General features: G+C 47.7%; 14 protein-coding genes and 1 tRNA gene. 12 read left to right on the forward strand and 3 right to left on the reverse strand.

The genetic code is table 11. The annotated features are described in order from the left end of the window. Positions 1 to 43: 43 nt before the first annotated feature. Both K8S15_13100 and pyrB read right to left on the reverse strand, forming a co-directional pair. Positions 44 to 505 carry an aspartate carbamoyltransferase regulatory subunit gene (locus tag K8S15_13100; protein ID MCD4776974.1) on the reverse strand — a complete coding sequence of 154 codons (462 nt, stop codon included), beginning with the start codon at positions 503 to 505 and terminating at the stop codon, positions 44 to 46. Next, positions 502 to 1,425, reverse strand: a complete 924-nt coding sequence (gene pyrB, locus K8S15_13105; GenBank protein ID MCD4776975.1) for an aspartate carbamoyltransferase — start codon at positions 1,423 to 1,425, stop codon at positions 502 to 504. The genes K8S15_13100 and pyrB overlap by 4 nt, the downstream gene beginning before the upstream one ends. A 116-nt stretch (positions 1,426 to 1,541) precedes the next feature. On the opposite strand from pyrB, the gene pepT reads away from it, so the two are divergent. The 5 genes from pepT (at position 1,542) to K8S15_13130 (ending at position 6,369) form a co-directional block, all read left to right on the forward strand. Continuing rightward, the gene (pepT, locus tag K8S15_13110) at positions 1,542 to 2,759 is read left to right on the forward strand and encodes a peptidase T (protein ID MCD4776976.1); all 1,218 of its coding nucleotides are present in this window, start codon (positions 1,542 to 1,544) and stop codon (positions 2,757 to 2,759) included. A gap of 196 nt (positions 2,760 to 2,955) precedes the next feature. Then, a complete protein-coding gene (locus tag K8S15_13115) occupies positions 2,956 to 3,612 on the forward strand; it encodes a hypothetical protein (GenBank protein MCD4776977.1) in 657 nt (218 codons plus the stop codon). A 150-nt stretch (positions 3,613 to 3,762) separates the two neighbouring features. Then, positions 3,763 to 4,179 (forward strand): OsmC family protein, encoded by a 417-nt coding sequence (locus tag K8S15_13120; protein ID MCD4776978.1) that lies wholly within the window; start codon positions 3,763 to 3,765, stop codon positions 4,177 to 4,179. A 7-nt stretch (positions 4,180 to 4,186) separates the two neighbouring features. Continuing rightward, positions 4,187 to 4,930, forward strand: coding sequence for a type 1 glutamine amidotransferase (locus K8S15_13125; protein MCD4776979.1), 744 nt, complete (start codon positions 4,187 to 4,189; stop codon positions 4,928 to 4,930). Next, entirely contained in the window at positions 4,927 to 6,369 is a 1,443-nt protein-coding gene (locus K8S15_13130; GenBank protein ID MCD4776980.1) for an aminoacyl-histidine dipeptidase, read from the forward strand. Before K8S15_13125 ends, K8S15_13130 begins: the two co-directional genes overlap by 4 nt. Before the next feature lie 19 nt (positions 6,370 to 6,388). Here K8S15_13130 and K8S15_13135 read toward each other — a convergent pair whose 3' ends face one another. Next, a complete protein-coding gene (locus tag K8S15_13135) occupies positions 6,389 to 7,831 on the reverse strand; it encodes an FAD-binding oxidoreductase (protein MCD4776981.1) in 1,443 nt (480 codons plus the stop codon). 123 nt (positions 7,832 to 7,954) lie between these two features. Between K8S15_13135 and K8S15_13140 the strand changes: the two genes are divergently transcribed. The 7 genes from K8S15_13140 (at position 7,955) to K8S15_13170 (ending at position 14,593) form a co-directional block, all read left to right on the forward strand. Beyond that, the gene (locus tag K8S15_13140; GenBank protein ID MCD4776982.1) at positions 7,955 to 9,214 is read left to right on the forward strand and encodes a 3-isopropylmalate dehydratase large subunit; all 1,260 of its coding nucleotides are present in this window, start codon (positions 7,955 to 7,957) and stop codon (positions 9,212 to 9,214) included. Next, on the forward strand, positions 9,211 to 9,705 hold the full coding sequence (locus K8S15_13145; protein MCD4776983.1) for a 3-isopropylmalate dehydratase: 495 nt from the start codon (positions 9,211 to 9,213) through the stop codon (positions 9,703 to 9,705). The genes K8S15_13140 and K8S15_13145 overlap by 4 nt, the downstream gene beginning before the upstream one ends. Further along, entirely contained in the window at positions 9,702 to 10,340 is a 639-nt protein-coding gene (locus K8S15_13150) for an outer membrane beta-barrel protein (protein ID MCD4776984.1), read from the forward strand. The genes K8S15_13145 and K8S15_13150 overlap by 4 nt, the downstream gene beginning before the upstream one ends. A gap of 47 nt (positions 10,341 to 10,387) precedes the next feature. After that, positions 10,388 to 10,463, forward strand: a tRNA-Thr gene (locus tag K8S15_13155). 22 nt (positions 10,464 to 10,485) lie between these two features. Continuing rightward, positions 10,486 to 11,832, forward strand: a complete 1,347-nt coding sequence (locus tag K8S15_13160) for a phosphoglucosamine mutase (protein MCD4776985.1) — start codon at positions 10,486 to 10,488, stop codon at positions 11,830 to 11,832. Then, positions 11,820 to 13,655, forward strand: coding sequence for a glutamine--fructose-6-phosphate transaminase (isomerizing) (gene glmS / locus K8S15_13165; protein ID MCD4776986.1), 1,836 nt, complete (start codon positions 11,820 to 11,822; stop codon positions 13,653 to 13,655). Before K8S15_13160 ends, glmS begins: the two co-directional genes overlap by 13 nt. Further along, positions 13,652 to 14,593 (forward strand): YihY/virulence factor BrkB family protein, encoded by a 942-nt coding sequence (locus K8S15_13170; protein MCD4776987.1) that lies wholly within the window; start codon positions 13,652 to 13,654, stop codon positions 14,591 to 14,593. The genes glmS and K8S15_13170 overlap by 4 nt, the downstream gene beginning before the upstream one ends. Positions 14,594 to 14,710 lie beyond the last annotated feature (117 nt).

The following is a 14,710-nucleotide window of genomic DNA, read 5'->3' on the forward strand; positions in this document are numbered from 1 at the left end:
ATCGATGAAACGGGAGTTGCACGACTTCAGGTCTAATGTGCTATTACTTTGTTGTTAGCATATCCGGGTTTACAACCGTTGCTCTTTCACAGTATTTGCATCTGTAGGTAACGGTATCCCTGTTCTCAAGCAGAAAATGTTTTCTGGCACCAAGTATGTTGGTAGCACAGTTTGGATTGGGGCATGTGAGTATATCTTTAACCGCTGAGGGCAGAGTGATCTGGCGTTTTTCCGCTACATCGCCGTCTTTGATGATATTGATTGTCGCGTCTGGTGCGATAAGGGCGATTTTGTTTGTTTCTTCATGGGACAGTTCACGGTTTTCGATCTTCAGGATATCCTTACCGATTGGTTGTTTCTCCGATCGGAATCCGATCCCGATTGTCATTATCCCCTCATTCTCCAGCCCCAGTATTCGGACTACCTTCAGGGCAAGAGGGGTTGGAATATGATCGATCACTGTACCGTTCTCTATAGAGTATACTTTGTATGTTCTCACTATCAGTCCAGCCCTCCAGTTACCAGGCCGAGCAGCGCCTGTCTTGTAGGGATACCATTGTGTGCCTGAACGAAGTAGATTGCGTTGGGCATTGAATCGATCTCTTCGGCAATCTCATCAACCCTTGGGAGAGGGTGCATTACCCTTATTTTCTTTCCCAGAAGTTCTATGGTTTCAGGTGTAATCCTGTATATACCCGCTACTTTTTCGTATTCCTGCGGATCACCGAAACGTTCCTTCTGTATTCTTGTAGCGTAAAGAATATCAAGATCGTAGTCTCCCGCTTCTTCAAGGTTTACAATACTTCTGTACCGGATATTCCTGTCATCCAGTTCTTTCAGTATATGCCCGGGCATCTGGAGAGATGGCGGAGAAATGAATGTCAGTTCGTTGCCGAACATCGCAAGGGCATGGGCAAGGGAGTGAACAGTTCTTCCGTACTTGAGATCTCCCATCATGCCGATTCTCAGATTATCAAGGCGTCCGAATTGCTCATTTATAGTAAACAGGTCAAGAAAAGTCTGTGTAGGATGCTGGTTCGATCCGTCACCAGCGTTTATAACCGGTGTGTTGGATAGTTCGGAAGCCATACGTGCTGCTCCTTCAACAGGATGACGTATAACGATTACGTCGCAGTAACCAGCGACAGTTTTGATCGAATCGGCAAAGGATTCCCCCTTGCTCTGTGAGGAAGCCTTGGGGTTGGCGATACCGAAAACGGATCCCCCGCTTTTGAATACGGCCGATTCAAAAGACAGGCGAGTTCTTGTTGAAGGCTCGAAGAAAAGAGTTGCTACCGTTTTTCCTTCCAGGAAGTTCGATATTTCGCCATTTTTTACAAGTTCTGTTGTTTCCACGACTTTATTCAGATCATCACGCGACATATCTCTAATGGATACAATGCTTCTATTCCTGAACGATGCCACTCATATACCTTCTTCCCGGTTGATGGAAACAACATGAATTAGTGATCTGAGACTGTTCCCATATTTGCACTTGGGTATATATACATCAAATATTCCATGATTGAAAAGGAGAAACAATGTCAGACCTTACCGACAGATTCCTCAGGTATACCCGAACAGATACCGCTTCCGATTCATCATCTTCGGCATCACCCTCTACTAACCGGCAGATGGACTTCCTGCGGGTACTTGAGGGTGAACTCCGGGAATTAGGGATGGACGATATTGAACTTGATGAGAAGGGAACACTATACGCTTCCCTCCCAGGAGACGGACTCGGAGATACAGTGATAGGCCTTCTTGCCCATGTGGACACTTCACCGGAAGCCCCAGGCGAAAATGTGAACCCCGTTCTTCATCATAACTGGAATGGAAATCCAATTGAGCTTTGCGAAGGAGTGGTTATCAATCCGTCGGATACCACTGATATGCTGAGATATGTTGGAGATACAATTATCACTTCAGACGGGACAACACTTCTTGGCGCCGATGACAAGGCTGGCGTCGCAATCATTATGGAAATATTGCGAACTCTGATAAGTGACGGAAGAATACCCAGACCACCGCTGCGGATTGCCTTTACTACCGATGAAGAAGTTGGAAGAGGTATGGATAATTTCGACACCGGGAGATTCGGCGCTGATTTCGCTTATACTATCGACGGAAGTTGTGTAGGAAAAGTTGATATCCAGACCTTTAACGCCTGGTCGGCGAATTGGAATGTGAAGGGCAGAGAAGTACATCCAGGAAGCGCCAAGGGAATAATGGTAAACGCGGTAAGGGTACTGGCCGATATTGCAGGATCGATAGTTTCCGAAGAAATGCCGGAGAACAGTTCGGGCGATGAGGGATATTACTACCCCCTTTCCATATCATCTGTTACCTCTGAGGGAGTTCTGAAGATGATTCTTCGTGATTTTACATCCGAAGGAATGAAATCAAGAATTGAAACGATGAGGAGCCTTGAAAAGTGGGTTAAGGCAAAATACCCCGGAGCGGAAATATCTCTGGAGATGTCAGAGCAGTACAGGAATCCCGGAGAGATCCTTCGGGAGGACAGAAGGGCGGTGGAATTCGCTCTGAGGGGAACCGAGAAAGCTGGGCTTAATCCGGAGGAAAGCTCAATTCGAGGTGGTACAGATGGCTCCAGATTGTCTTACATGGGAATACCAACTGTTAATCTGCCAACAGGCGGAGAGCTATTCCATTCCAGAAAAGAGTGGGTTGCCACTAATGGACTTGAGCTATCCTACAGAATTGTTCTTGAAACGCTCGGCATTTGGGGTTCTGAGTAAGGGAAACGGAGTGCTTCGCTTTTTCATCGGTATAATTGCTTAATCTCATTGTTCTGATTGAACTTATGGATTCAATAGATGGTGGTAAATCCGGCAACACTAGAGAAAAGCGAAATGGGTGATTTGCTCTCCTTGCTTTTATTCACTATTCTTTTTATGTGTTCGTAGGCCTTTGATATCTGAGGGGGGGGTGTTCTTGAGACTCATAGCATTTTTAGCGATTGTTTTAATCATCTTTTCTGCGAATCTCTGCGCACAGCCTGCCGAGGATGAACCATCATCACAGGATTCACTTCAGATCACGGAAGAGGTTTACGTCCCGATCGACGATGAACCATCATCACAGGATTCACTTCAGATCACGGAAGTGGTTGATATCCTCGACGAAGATGTGCCTGTTGATTTAGTTCCCAACGACCCGTCGTTCGTTTTACAGGAATTTTTTCTGGCTCTTAAAGAAGGCAACAGTTTTATGTTATCCCAGCTTATCTCCAACGATGGACTGGAGGAAATAGACATAATGCTGGATATTTTAAATGAGAATATCAAGGACAACGAAGAATCTACATTATCCAGATTGACAGCTGCCGGCTATACTGCCACTGCTGATGAGATAGATGACTGGTCAGCACTGGACTATCTGACAACCACAATGGAACTTCCCGTAATGAAAGCCCGTTATTCACTTTATGAAATGCAGATAGGTGAGTATTCCAGCAACGGAGACGATCTTGTCATTCCACTGATATTCAGTACCGCATCGGGAATGGAGCTTCCCTACAATGCTGTTCTTACTGAGGATAATAACCAGTGGAAAGTAACGAATTTCATGGGGCTTAACAGCTTCCCCTGATCGACATTCCCCATCGCGTTTACTCATATCAGTTATTCAACCAGGAGCATGGTATACTATGAGGCGGATAGAGGTTTCTATTGTATTCTCCTGTTTGTATCATAATATCGAAAATTTGGTGCTTCAAATTCTGAGGAAACGGAGTTGATAATGTTCACCAGTACAGCCGTCTGGCAGGGAGGCCTTGAATTTTCAATAAGCCAGGACGATCACAAATTCACTATCGATGGATCCGCCGAACACGGCGGTCAGGATCAAGGGCCAAGACCCAAGAATCTTTTACTTACAGCCCTGATTGGCTGTACAGGCATGGACGCGGTTTCCATCCTTGAAAAAATGAAAGTAAAGGATTTCGAGCTTACCGTAAAAGCCAGTGCTGAAACCACTGAAAAACACCCTAAAATATTCAAATACATAAATATCGAGTTCATTTTCACCGGCAGGGATCTACCGCGCACTAAAATTGAACGGGCTGTAAGTCTTTCTCAGGAGAAATATTGCGGTGTTAGTGAGATGCTCAGGGGGAAAGTGGAACTCAGCTACGATATCATCATTGAAGAACCCTGAAAAACATATGAATCCTGAAAATGTTTTAATACTCGATTATTCAGTGGATCGTTCAGAGGCGCCTCTTTTTAGAAGATGGTTCCCTGATGGGTGCAATTCAACAGCGGTTTATGTCTATTTTGGTGAAAGTCTTCCCGACCCTCTTGGGTATTCACATGTGATGCACACAGGATCCAGCTTATCCATATGTTCAGATGCGGAATTCCTTGATGGTGCGGAAGGGATTGTAAGAAAGTGTGTTGCGGAGGGCATTCCTCAGATGGGTGTCTGTTACGGTCATCAGCTGATCTGTAGAGCTCTTTTGGGTTCGTCAGCTGTCAGCAGCTGTCCGGGCGGCCTGGAGGCTGGCTGGATTGATGTGGAAATAGCCGGTGCCGGGTTGCAGATACCTGGAATCGCACCTGTTTCCAGAGTTCTTCAATCACATTTTGACAGAGTTCTTACTATTCCTGAAACGGCTTCCGTAATAGCGAAGAACGGTCATACAGCAATCCAGGCATTTATTGACAGGAAGAAGAACCTTTTCAGTATGCAGTTCCATCCTGAATTCAGCCGCAGTGAAGGTAACAGATTCTTTTCTAAGGAGGTCAGACTCCTGAAGGATAACGGCATTGATCTGCAGTCGGTGCTTGATGATGGACCGTCAATTGACACGGGAAACGTTTTCTTCGGATATTTTCTCAGCACATTCGGATGTCCGGGGGAAAGCATACATTATAGATTCGATAGATATGAGAGGTTAGATAAATGAGAATACTGGAAAAAATCGAGCCGAAAGAAGTCTGGTACTGGTTTGAGGAAATAAGCAGAATTCCCAGACCGTCAGGTGAAGAAGAAAGGATTGCTGATTTTCTTGTTGATTTTGCGAAGAAAAGGAATCTGGAATACAAACGGGACGATGAAAACAACGTTCTTATCCATGCTGAAGGCTCAGGCAGAGCAGCTGATCACCCCGGACTCGTTCTGCAGGCTCATGTCGATATAGTTCCGGAGAAAACGGATGAGAGTAATCACGATCATTCAAAAGATCCCATCGTTCCGGTAATTCAGGATGGCTGGGTCACTTCTCCTGATACTACTCTTGGAGCGGATAACGGGATCGGTGTTGCGCTTATGCTTGCGGTATTGGATTCCAGAGACATTTCCCATCCTCCATTGGAGTGTCTTTTTACAACCGACGAGGAGAGGGGGCTTACTGGAGCCGGGAACCTTAATCCGGAATGGATAAAGTTCAGGCGTTTAATAAACCTTGATTCGGAGGATGAGGGAGTATTTACTGTAGGATGTGCGGGTGGAATGGATTTCTGTCTGGAAATGCCCCTGGAACGATCCAAATCTGTTAGCTGTTACCGTCTTGAAGTTGCAGGACTAAAAGGCGGTCATTCCGGAATGGAAATAGATAAGAACCGTGGGAACGCGATCCGTTTTCTTGGACGGATTCTCAGAGATCTCTGTTTGAATTATAACTGCCGTATAGCTGGTATATCAGGAGGCACAAAGAGAAATGCAATACCACGGAATGCAGCCGCTCTTGTCCATTTCCCGAATGAAGAGCTTGATTCCGCAATTGAATATCTGAATCAGGTATCCGGGGAACTTGAACTTGAATTCATGGGCATCGAAAATGGAATTCAAGTCCGGATGGAACACGAGCCTCTTAAGGCTGAGCCGATAGATTATGCGACCGGTTTGAGAATTGCGGATTTGCTCCTTGTCCTTCCACATGGTATCGAAAAGATGAGCGGCGTGATAGACGGGCTTGTAGAAACATCGGTCAATCTTGCTATTATCTCCATGAGTGATGACATATTTACCGTTGAACTTACCGCAAGGAGTTCGCTTGCGACCGCGAAAATCGCCCTTGGAAATAAAATTGCAGCTATCGCACGGATGGCAGGATGCACATTCACCACAGGTGGTTCATATCCCGGGTGGATGCCTGATAAGAACTCCGAACTGCTTAAGAAACTGATTGAGATATACGGAGAAGTCTCGGGTGAGGAACCACGAATCGAATCCATACATGCCGGACTGGAATGCGGCATTATTGGTGATAGAGTAGGGGGAATGGATATGATATCCATGGGTCCTGATATCAGGGATGTTCACATACCCGGAGAAAGAGTCAGCATTTCTTCCCTTCAACGTTTCTGGAAGTTCTTTGTATCTATGCTTGAAACTCTTGATTAAGTTTGGTGCCGGGTTCAGTTCAGGTTCCAATCGCATTTCTGATTGCTTCCATGGCTTTGATTTCATCGTCAGAGTACATCATGTCCAGATAATCGAGTTTCAGTTTTCCAAGTCCATGTTCGGCGGATACTGTCCCGCCCATTTCCACAGCGGCTGCCGCTATTTCTCTCATGGCTTCATCGGCCATCCGCATCTGAATTGAATCTTCAGGTATAGCGTTGGCATGAATGTGACCCTGTCCTGCATGGCCGAATATAACGAAGGGAAGATCTCTTTCTTCCAGAACTCTCCGCGTTCTGTCGTAATATTCACTGAATCTCGATGGCGCAACCGCGCCGTCAGAGCCGTATTTGTGAATTAGAGGGTACTTCCTTCTCGATTCCGAAATACAATGGTTGACCGCTTCGGGAAGCGCATGTCTGAAGTCCTTGATCCTTTTTCTCTCGGAGGGCTCGAAACCTCCCCATGCGGTATCCGGGCTCGCATCGGATCGGGTCAGCATCTCATCAAGAAGAACCAGAGTATCTTCAAGATGCTCATCACTGTCAGCTTCAGCTCTTAAAAGCATCACAAATGAAGCGTTCTCCGGCGGAGCGGGAAACTCCCCTGGATGCATTCGCATGAAATCGATGCACCTGTCATCCATCATTTCCAGAGCTCTTATCCGGAGCGGATATTCGGCACGCAGCAGTAAATCGTACAGTTTCCAGAAGGACGAGGCTTTTTCGGGGAAGACAGCGAGATCGATAAGGTATTCAGGTTCAGGTGCCAGTTTCAGTTCGGCCCTGGTTATGAAACCAAGTGTTCCCTCAGAGCCGATGAACAGGTCTATCAGGTCCATATAGGGATGCATGTAGTAGCCTGCGGCATTCTTAGTTGGCTGTTCTCGAGCAAGGGACGGAAGGTTAAGTGTACCCAGAACGGGGTGGGTGCAGGCAAGGTTCTTAAAAAAGTGCTGACCACGTTTAATGTTCAGAATTCTGCCATCCGGAAGAACGATCTGAAGCCCTTCCACCCATTTTCTTGTTGATCCGTAGAGATAACTGTCCGCTCCTGAGGCATCGGTGGCAATAGTGCCGCCTACGGAAGCGGTTTCCTCTGTAGGATCGGGTGGGTAAAAGAAGCCTTTCGCGTTTACGGATAAAAAACCGTTCAATTCTTCAATCGTTATTCCCGCGGAAGCGGTAACATTTCCATTATCAAGCATTCTGATATCCTTCATAGATGATGCTGATATAACAGAACCGCCTTCCGGAAGAGCTCCTCCCGATATACCGGTAAGTCCTCCCGAAAAGGTAAGGGGCATTCCCCTCTGTGAACATTCTCCTATGAAATCCGCGGCTTCATCCGCGTTTTCAGGCCAGGCTGCGGATTCACACCACGCACCCGACAGGTTTGATTCATCGTGAAGAAGGTCTGCGCACATTTCCGATATGTTGTCTTTTCCGGTTACAATTCTCATGGGAACCCTTCATGAATTGTATATAAAAAGTTCGGGGTTACTACTCACGGAACCGATTGTATAATTCGTACTATAGTGAATCGATCACAGAAGCAGGAATATTCTTAAGAAAGGTCTCGCATTATGGGAGAAACTTTTGCGGTAAAAGTTCTTGGCCGGGCAGCTGGAAAGAAGGTCAGGGAAGGTGAGATAGTGTTCGTTGAACCGGATTATATCCTTACTCATGATAACAGTTCAGCGATAATAGGCAAGTTCGAATCCACCGTTCCGGGGGGGAAGGTAAAGTATCCCGGAAGGTTGGCTATTGTGCTCGACCACGTCACACCCGCAGCTTCAAGCAAGAACGCAGCGGGTCACATGAAGATACGGGAATTTGTCAGGGAACAGGGAATAACCAACTTTTTCGATATTGGAACCGGCATTTGTCATCAGGTCATGCCTGAAATGGGGCTTGTCAAACCAGGATCGATTGTCGTCGGCAGCGACAGCCATACATGCACTTACGGTGCGTTCAACTGCTTCGCAACCGGTATTGACAGAACCGAAGCCGCCGGTATCTGGATAACCGGCAGAACCTGGTTCAGAGTACCCGAAACGATGAATATCGAACTTAACGGATCCTTTGATGCCGCTGTTTCCAGTAAAGACCTGATTCTAACCATAATTGGAGATGTGGGAGCGGGCGGCGCGAACTATATGGCTGTTGAGTTCAATGGTCCAGCTGTCGGAGGGCTCAGGATATCCGATAGAATGACAATCGCCAACATGGGAATTGAAATGGGTGCCAAGATCGCCGCATTCCCGGCCAATATGTTAACAAGTAAATACTTACAGGATCTGGGTATGGATACCAGTGGTGCCGTCTGGAGTGATCATGACGCTGAATACGCGAGTTCGCTGGAGTATGACCTTTCGGATATAATCCCTGTTATTGCATGTCCCCATCAGGTTGATAACGTTGTCCCGGTCGAAGAAATGGCCGGCATGAAGATAGACCAGGTTTTCCTTGGAACCTGCACCAACGGCAGGGCGGAGGACTTAAAAGCGGCAGCAGACATCCTCAGAGGTGAAAGGGTTCACGCAGGCGTAAGGATGATAATTGCCCCGGCTTCCAGAAAGCAATACCTCAGGGCGATGAAAATGGGTGTCATGCAGGATCTTGTTGAATCGGGAGCGGTCGTTCTGCCCCCCGGTTGCGGACCATGCCTTGGAGCGCATCAGGGAGTTCTGGCTCCCGGTGAGAAATGTCTTTCAACAGCAAACCGGAATTTCAAGGGAAGAATGGGTGAAAAAGAGGCTGAGATATACCTTTCCAGCCCGGAAACGGCAGCTGCTTCGGCCATAGCAGGCAAAATAGTGGATCCAAGGGAGGTACTCAGATGACTGTGTTCTACTATCCTCAGAACGATATCAACACCGATCTGCTCTTTCCGGGCAAGTACACCTACACCTGTGCAACAGGTCCCGAGATAAAGGAGCATCTCCTGGAAGACCTCGATCCTGCCTTTGCTGGAGCTGTTCAACCCGGAGACATAATAATCGCGGGTGAGAACTTCGGATGCGGATCGAGCAGGGAGCAGCCTTCCCTCGGATTAAAATATGTAGGCGTAAAAGCCGTAATCGCGAAATCATTCGCCAGGATATTTTATAGAAGCGCCATTAACCAGGGACTGCTTCTTGTCCAGAGTCCGGAAGCTGTGGATTATTTCACAGAAGGCGATGAGATAGCGATAGATCCAGCCTCAGGAGAGGTGCACGTTGGCAGCAGTATATTTACTTTTCCTCCGCTGCCTGATGAGATGCTCGATATCCTCAAGGATGGCGGACTGCTTAATCACATCAAGAAGGAATACACTACGGGAGATGAAGCGTGAGATTCAATACAGTGATTCAGATTACCTTGCTCATAATGGTCTCCGTTCTACCGAGTGCTGCATCCGATGGTATTTCGGTCAGCGTGGGGCCGATGATTTCGAATCTGGCTCCGATGGATTCGGTTTACGAAAACAGGTTTCTCACTCCTGGGACATCGGCAGGCATCGCTGTAGATATCGATGCGCCCGGGATACTGGACTTCAGAATTACAGGGGAATACTTCTGGAAAAACTCTTCCCCGATCGGCTGGGATGGCGAATTGAGCGCATTTCTGATTTCGATTATGCCCCTGGCGGAGTACAATGTTTTCAAAAAGCTCTCCGTTTTCGCGGGAGCAGGCGGAGTTTTTATAACCGGGAAGTACAGCGGAACGGATGATTTTGGAGAATATGTTGAAGCTCAGGGAAATTCAGCAGGTTTTACCTTTTCAGTTGGAGCCGAGGTAAATCTTCTCGGTCCCGTGTCCGGCAGGATGGAGTACAGGCGGTCTTTTGCCAATATAACAATGGACAGCGCAGTAATTGACGGAGTGGAATCCTCGGTTTATCCGGCAGCCGAAGCTGATCTTGGAAGTTCCCAGTTCAGCATTACTTTCCCCGTAAGTTTATTCGGTAGTGAAGGATCGATTTTCTGAGATTATTGACGATTCGTGTGTTTTTCAATAATATCAATTGCTCCGGAGCCGGCGTAGCTCAGCTGGCAGAGCAGCGCATTCGTAATGCGCAGGTCAACGGTTCGATTCCGTTCGCCGGCTCCACATTTCACTTCAAGGAAGATTTATGAAACCAATAATCAGCGGATCAGGAATAAGGGGTATATTCGGCAAGTCCCTTACAGTTGCCAACGCCGCGGAATTCGCTTCCGCGTTCGGGGTTCTCTCCGGCAGGGGGCCTGTTGTAGTCGGCAGAGATACCAGAAGAAGCGGACCCGCGGTAGAGGCAGCCGTATCCGCAGGTCTTATGTCCGTGGGTTGTGACCCGATTCTCCTGGGGATTGTGCCTACTCCTACCGTACAGCTTGAAGCCATGAAGGAAGGAATACGCGGAGGAATTGCCATTACCTCAAGCCATAATCCCGGTGAATGGAACGCTCTGAAACTCATCGGAGGTGATGGTGTTTTCCTGAGGTCAGATGACAGAGAACGATTGATGGTATTACTCAGCACCGAAATGAAACATTCTGATTACAGAGAAGTCGGGATTCCCCGCGAATTGAGCGGAGCCGTGGAAAGGCATATCGAAGGTGTACTTTCGTTGCCATGGCTGGTTTCTGAAGGAAGACCGCTTTCAGCGGTTCTTGATGTTACTGGAGGCGCGGCTGCTCCTTTCGCTCCGATGCTGATGGACAGGCTGGGAGTTGAATTCACCGTGATCAATTCCGAAATGACACCTTCTGGTGATTTCCCACGGGTTGCTGAACCAACCGTTGAGAGCCTCAGGGAACTGTCCGACGCGGTTAAAGATGAGAACGCCGATATTGGTTTTGCTTTTGATCCGGATGGAGACAGGCTTGCCCTTGTAGACGAGAATGGAAGAATTATTGGCGAGGATTACACGGTTGCACTGGCAATAGATTTTATACTTGCAGAAAGGCCGGGTCCGGCTGTTGTTAACCTCTCTACCTCCAGACTGGCGGAAGATGCCGCCGGGAAACATGGCTGCAGGCTGTACCGCAGCCCGGTGGGAGAGGTCAACGTTGTGGAGGAAATGGAAAAACGTGGAGCCATCATAGGCGGCGAGGGTAACGGTGGAGTCATCGACCGGGCTTTTCACGCTGGCCGGGACAGCGGTGTGGCAATGGCCTGCGCGGTTTCATTTTTAAGAAGTTATCCCGGTTCCAGTATAGGAACCTGGGCAGAAAGCTATCCATCCTACAGCATGTTCAAGAGAAAGCTTCCATTCAAAGCTGAGTTCGAGGTCTTGAAATCCCGCCTTCTGGAAGAGTTCGGTCCGGCGGACGATACGAGAGACGGTTTATGGTATTCCCGGGATGGAGGCTGGATGCATATCAGACCATCAGGTACGGAACCTGTGGTCAGGTTCATTGCCGAGAACAGGGAAAATGGTTACATTGATAATGACTTCCGGATATTCAGTATTACAATGGAGAATTTATGTGCGGAATAGTTGGATACGTAGGAAACAGACCGGCAAGGGAAATACTTCTTGCCGGGCTCAAGCGTCTTGAATACAGAGGTTACGATTCTGCGGGGTACGCGCTTCAGAATAAAGGCAATCTGTTTGTAAAAAAGCGTGAAGGCCGCGTCAGTGATCTCGAAAAAATCGATCCCGGAGAAGCCGATTCCTCGACTGTAGGGATAGCTCATACCCGCTGGGCTACCCATGGAGAACCCTCCTATGCTAACGCTCATCCCCATATTGACATGACGGGGAAGATAGCGGTAGTTCACAATGGAATTATAGAAAATTTCAAGGTACTCAGGCAGGAACTCATTGACTCCGGAGTCAGTTTCGAATCTGAAACCGATTCCGAGGTGTTGCCGAAGCTGATCAGTCAGGAAGTTGCAAAAGGAAAAAAACTTTTCAGAGCTGTAAAAGATGTTCTTCAAAAAGTTCATGGCGCGTACGGCATAGCAGTACTATCCGCTGATGAACCGGATACCCTTGTTGCTGCCCGTTACGGAAGTCCTCTTGTAGCTGGAGTAGGCGATGACGAGTATTTCGTTGCAAGCGATATAGCAGCTATTGTTTCACATACCAGAGACGTTGTTTACCTTGAGGAGGGCGAGGTTATAGAAGTCAGCCTCAAAGGAATTCAATCGGATAACGGCCACCCATCCCTAATTCGAGAACGTATTGAATATGTGGATTGGGATATCACAGATATCGAAAAGGATGGTTACCCTCATTTCATGCTGAAGGAGATTTACAGTCAGCCTGAATCACTTACGAACGCTTTCAGGGGCAGGCTGGATCTTGTCCAGGGAACAGCTCACCTTGGAGGTCTCCAGATGTCCGAAGAGGACATGAGGTCCATAAGCAGGATAGTAATAACCGCCTGCGGAACCTCATGGCATGCTGCATCCATAGGCAAGTACCTTATCGAGTCCTATTCAAGAATACCTGTTCAGGTGGAATACGCTTCCGAATTCAGATACAGAGACCCGGTGCTGCCTCCGGATACGTTGATGATTGTAATAAGCCAGAGTGGTGAAACCGCTGATACCATTGCAGCCCTGAAACTGGCTAAAGAGAAGAAATGCCGTACTCTTGGAATAGTCAACGTGATTGGTTCAACCATCGCCCGTGAAACGGATGCCGGTGTTTATATCCATGCAGGCCCCGAGATCGGAGTTGCTTCAACGAAAGCCTTCACTTCACAGGTAATGGCTCTTACCCTTATTGCCCTTGCGTTTGGAAGAGCCAGACAGATTCTCGACCGTAATCAGGGCCTTGAACTGGCACATGAGATAATGGCCATACCTGACAAGGTCAGGAAGATTCTTGAGAATTCCAGCAGTATAGCGGAAATAGCCAGAGAATTCACTTACGTAAGGAATTTCCTGTACCTTGGCAGGGGAGTGAACTTCCCTGTGGCCCTCGAAGGCGCCCTCAAACTCAAGGAAATATCCTACATTCATGCGGAGGGTTATCCTGCGGCGGAGATGAAACATGGACCCATAGCCCTTATAGATGAAATGATGCCCATAGCGGTGATTGCGGTTAAGGGTGCGGCCTATGACAAGGTTATTTCCAACATACAGGAAGTTAAGGCAAGACATGGAAGAGTTCTTGCCATAGCCACCGAGGGGGACACCGATATCGAATCGGTCTCGGACTGGATTATCAGAGTTCCCGAAACATCTGACATGCTTGTTCCTCTGCTCAGCGTGATCCCCCTTCAGCTTCTATCCTATCACATCGCTGTTGCCAGAGGCTGTGATGTTGATAAACCAAGAAATCTCGCAAAAAGCGTTACGGTGGAATAATTCTGACTTCCGATAAAGGACTATGGCAGCTGATTTCCCTTATCAAAGCAGCATCGATAAAAAGATTCTTTCATGGATTATGGATTTTCATCAGATTCTTCAGCATAAGGCTTTATAACAGATGGAACGATGACAGCGTATTCTTCTCGGCTGCGGCCATTTCATTCAATGTTCTGATAACCGTAATTCCTCTTGGCCTTATGATACTCATGTTCAGCGGTATAGCGCTTCAGGAGGACGAAGGCCTGCAACAGGGCCTTACGAACTGGCTTGATACAGCCAACCCTCTCATTCCCGAGACCACAAGAAACGAAATCGAAAGCACAATTCTTACAGGTAATGCGGGAATACCCGGAATAATCGGTTTCGGTTTTCTTCTATGGCTTGTCAGCAGACTGTTCGGCACAATAAGGACGGCGTTCGACAGAATATTTGATGTACCCAGGGGCCGAAATATCGTACTTGGGAAACTGTACGATTTCTTTCTGGCTCTGCTCGTAGCATTATGCTTTGTGTCCTCACTGATCTTTTCAGCAATGGCCCGGCTGGTTGTGGACAGCCCGGTGGGTGACCTTGTTTCCCAATGGCCTTTAATCGGGCATCTCACCGGAGGCGGTATAGCTCAGATACTGGGAATTACCTTCACTATGCTGTTATTCCTGACGCTTTTCAAGGCTGCTCCGAACAGGAAAGTAGGTATCAGGCAGGCTTTACTTGCAACCTTTGTGGCGATGGTATTCACAGGCCTTGGTACCCAATCCTATATATGGGTTATTAACAATCCCGGGTGGGGAGTGGTATACGGTTCGCTTGCGAGGCTTATGGCAACTTTCTTCCTGCTTTACTGGGAGTGTGTGATACTGCTGGGCGCTGCTGAAATCAGCCAGATCGCACACGAATGGCGAAAAGTTGCCAGAACAATGAAGAACATCCGATAATGTGACAATCAGTTTGAACTTCGTAACTCAGGCGGTTGGATCAATACTGAGAGTGTGTCACCTCACCAGTACGCATTTCGATATCTGTACGTCCTGTTCGGTCCTGAGCATCACGAT

Origin of the sequence: Candidatus Aegiribacteria sp. (assembly GCA_021108005.1) — a bacterium.
Classification (GTDB): Bacteria; Fermentibacterota; Fermentibacteria; order Fermentibacterales; family JCC-6; genus Aegiribacteria.

What these genes read in the sequence shown, in the direction of transcription:
- K8S15_13125 (MCD4776979.1), top strand. Translation starts at nt 4,187, where the DNA reads ATGAATCCTGAAAATGTTTTAATACTCGATTATTCAGTGGATCGTTCA.
- K8S15_13120 (MCD4776978.1), top strand. Translation starts at nt 3,763, where the DNA reads ATGTTCACCAGTACAGCCGTCTGGCAGGGAGGCCTTGAATTTTCAATA.
- K8S15_13160 (MCD4776985.1), top strand. Translation starts at nt 10,486, where the DNA reads ATGAAACCAATAATCAGCGGATCAGGAATAAGGGGTATATTCGGCAAG.
- K8S15_13140 (MCD4776982.1), top strand. Translation starts at nt 7,955, where the DNA reads ATGGGAGAAACTTTTGCGGTAAAAGTTCTTGGCCGGGCAGCTGGAAAG.
- K8S15_13145 (MCD4776983.1), top strand. Translation starts at nt 9,211, where the DNA reads ATGACTGTGTTCTACTATCCTCAGAACGATATCAACACCGATCTGCTC.
- K8S15_13130 (MCD4776980.1), top strand. Translation starts at nt 4,927, where the DNA reads ATGAGAATACTGGAAAAAATCGAGCCGAAAGAAGTCTGGTACTGGTTT.
- pepT (MCD4776976.1), top strand. Translation starts at nt 1,542, where the DNA reads ATGTCAGACCTTACCGACAGATTCCTCAGGTATACCCGAACAGATACC.
- K8S15_13135 (MCD4776981.1), bottom strand. Translation starts at nt 7,831, where the DNA reads ATGAGAATTGTAACCGGAAAAGACAACATATCGGAAATGTGCGCAGAC.
- glmS (MCD4776986.1), top strand. Translation starts at nt 11,820, where the DNA reads ATGTGCGGAATAGTTGGATACGTAGGAAACAGACCGGCAAGGGAAATA.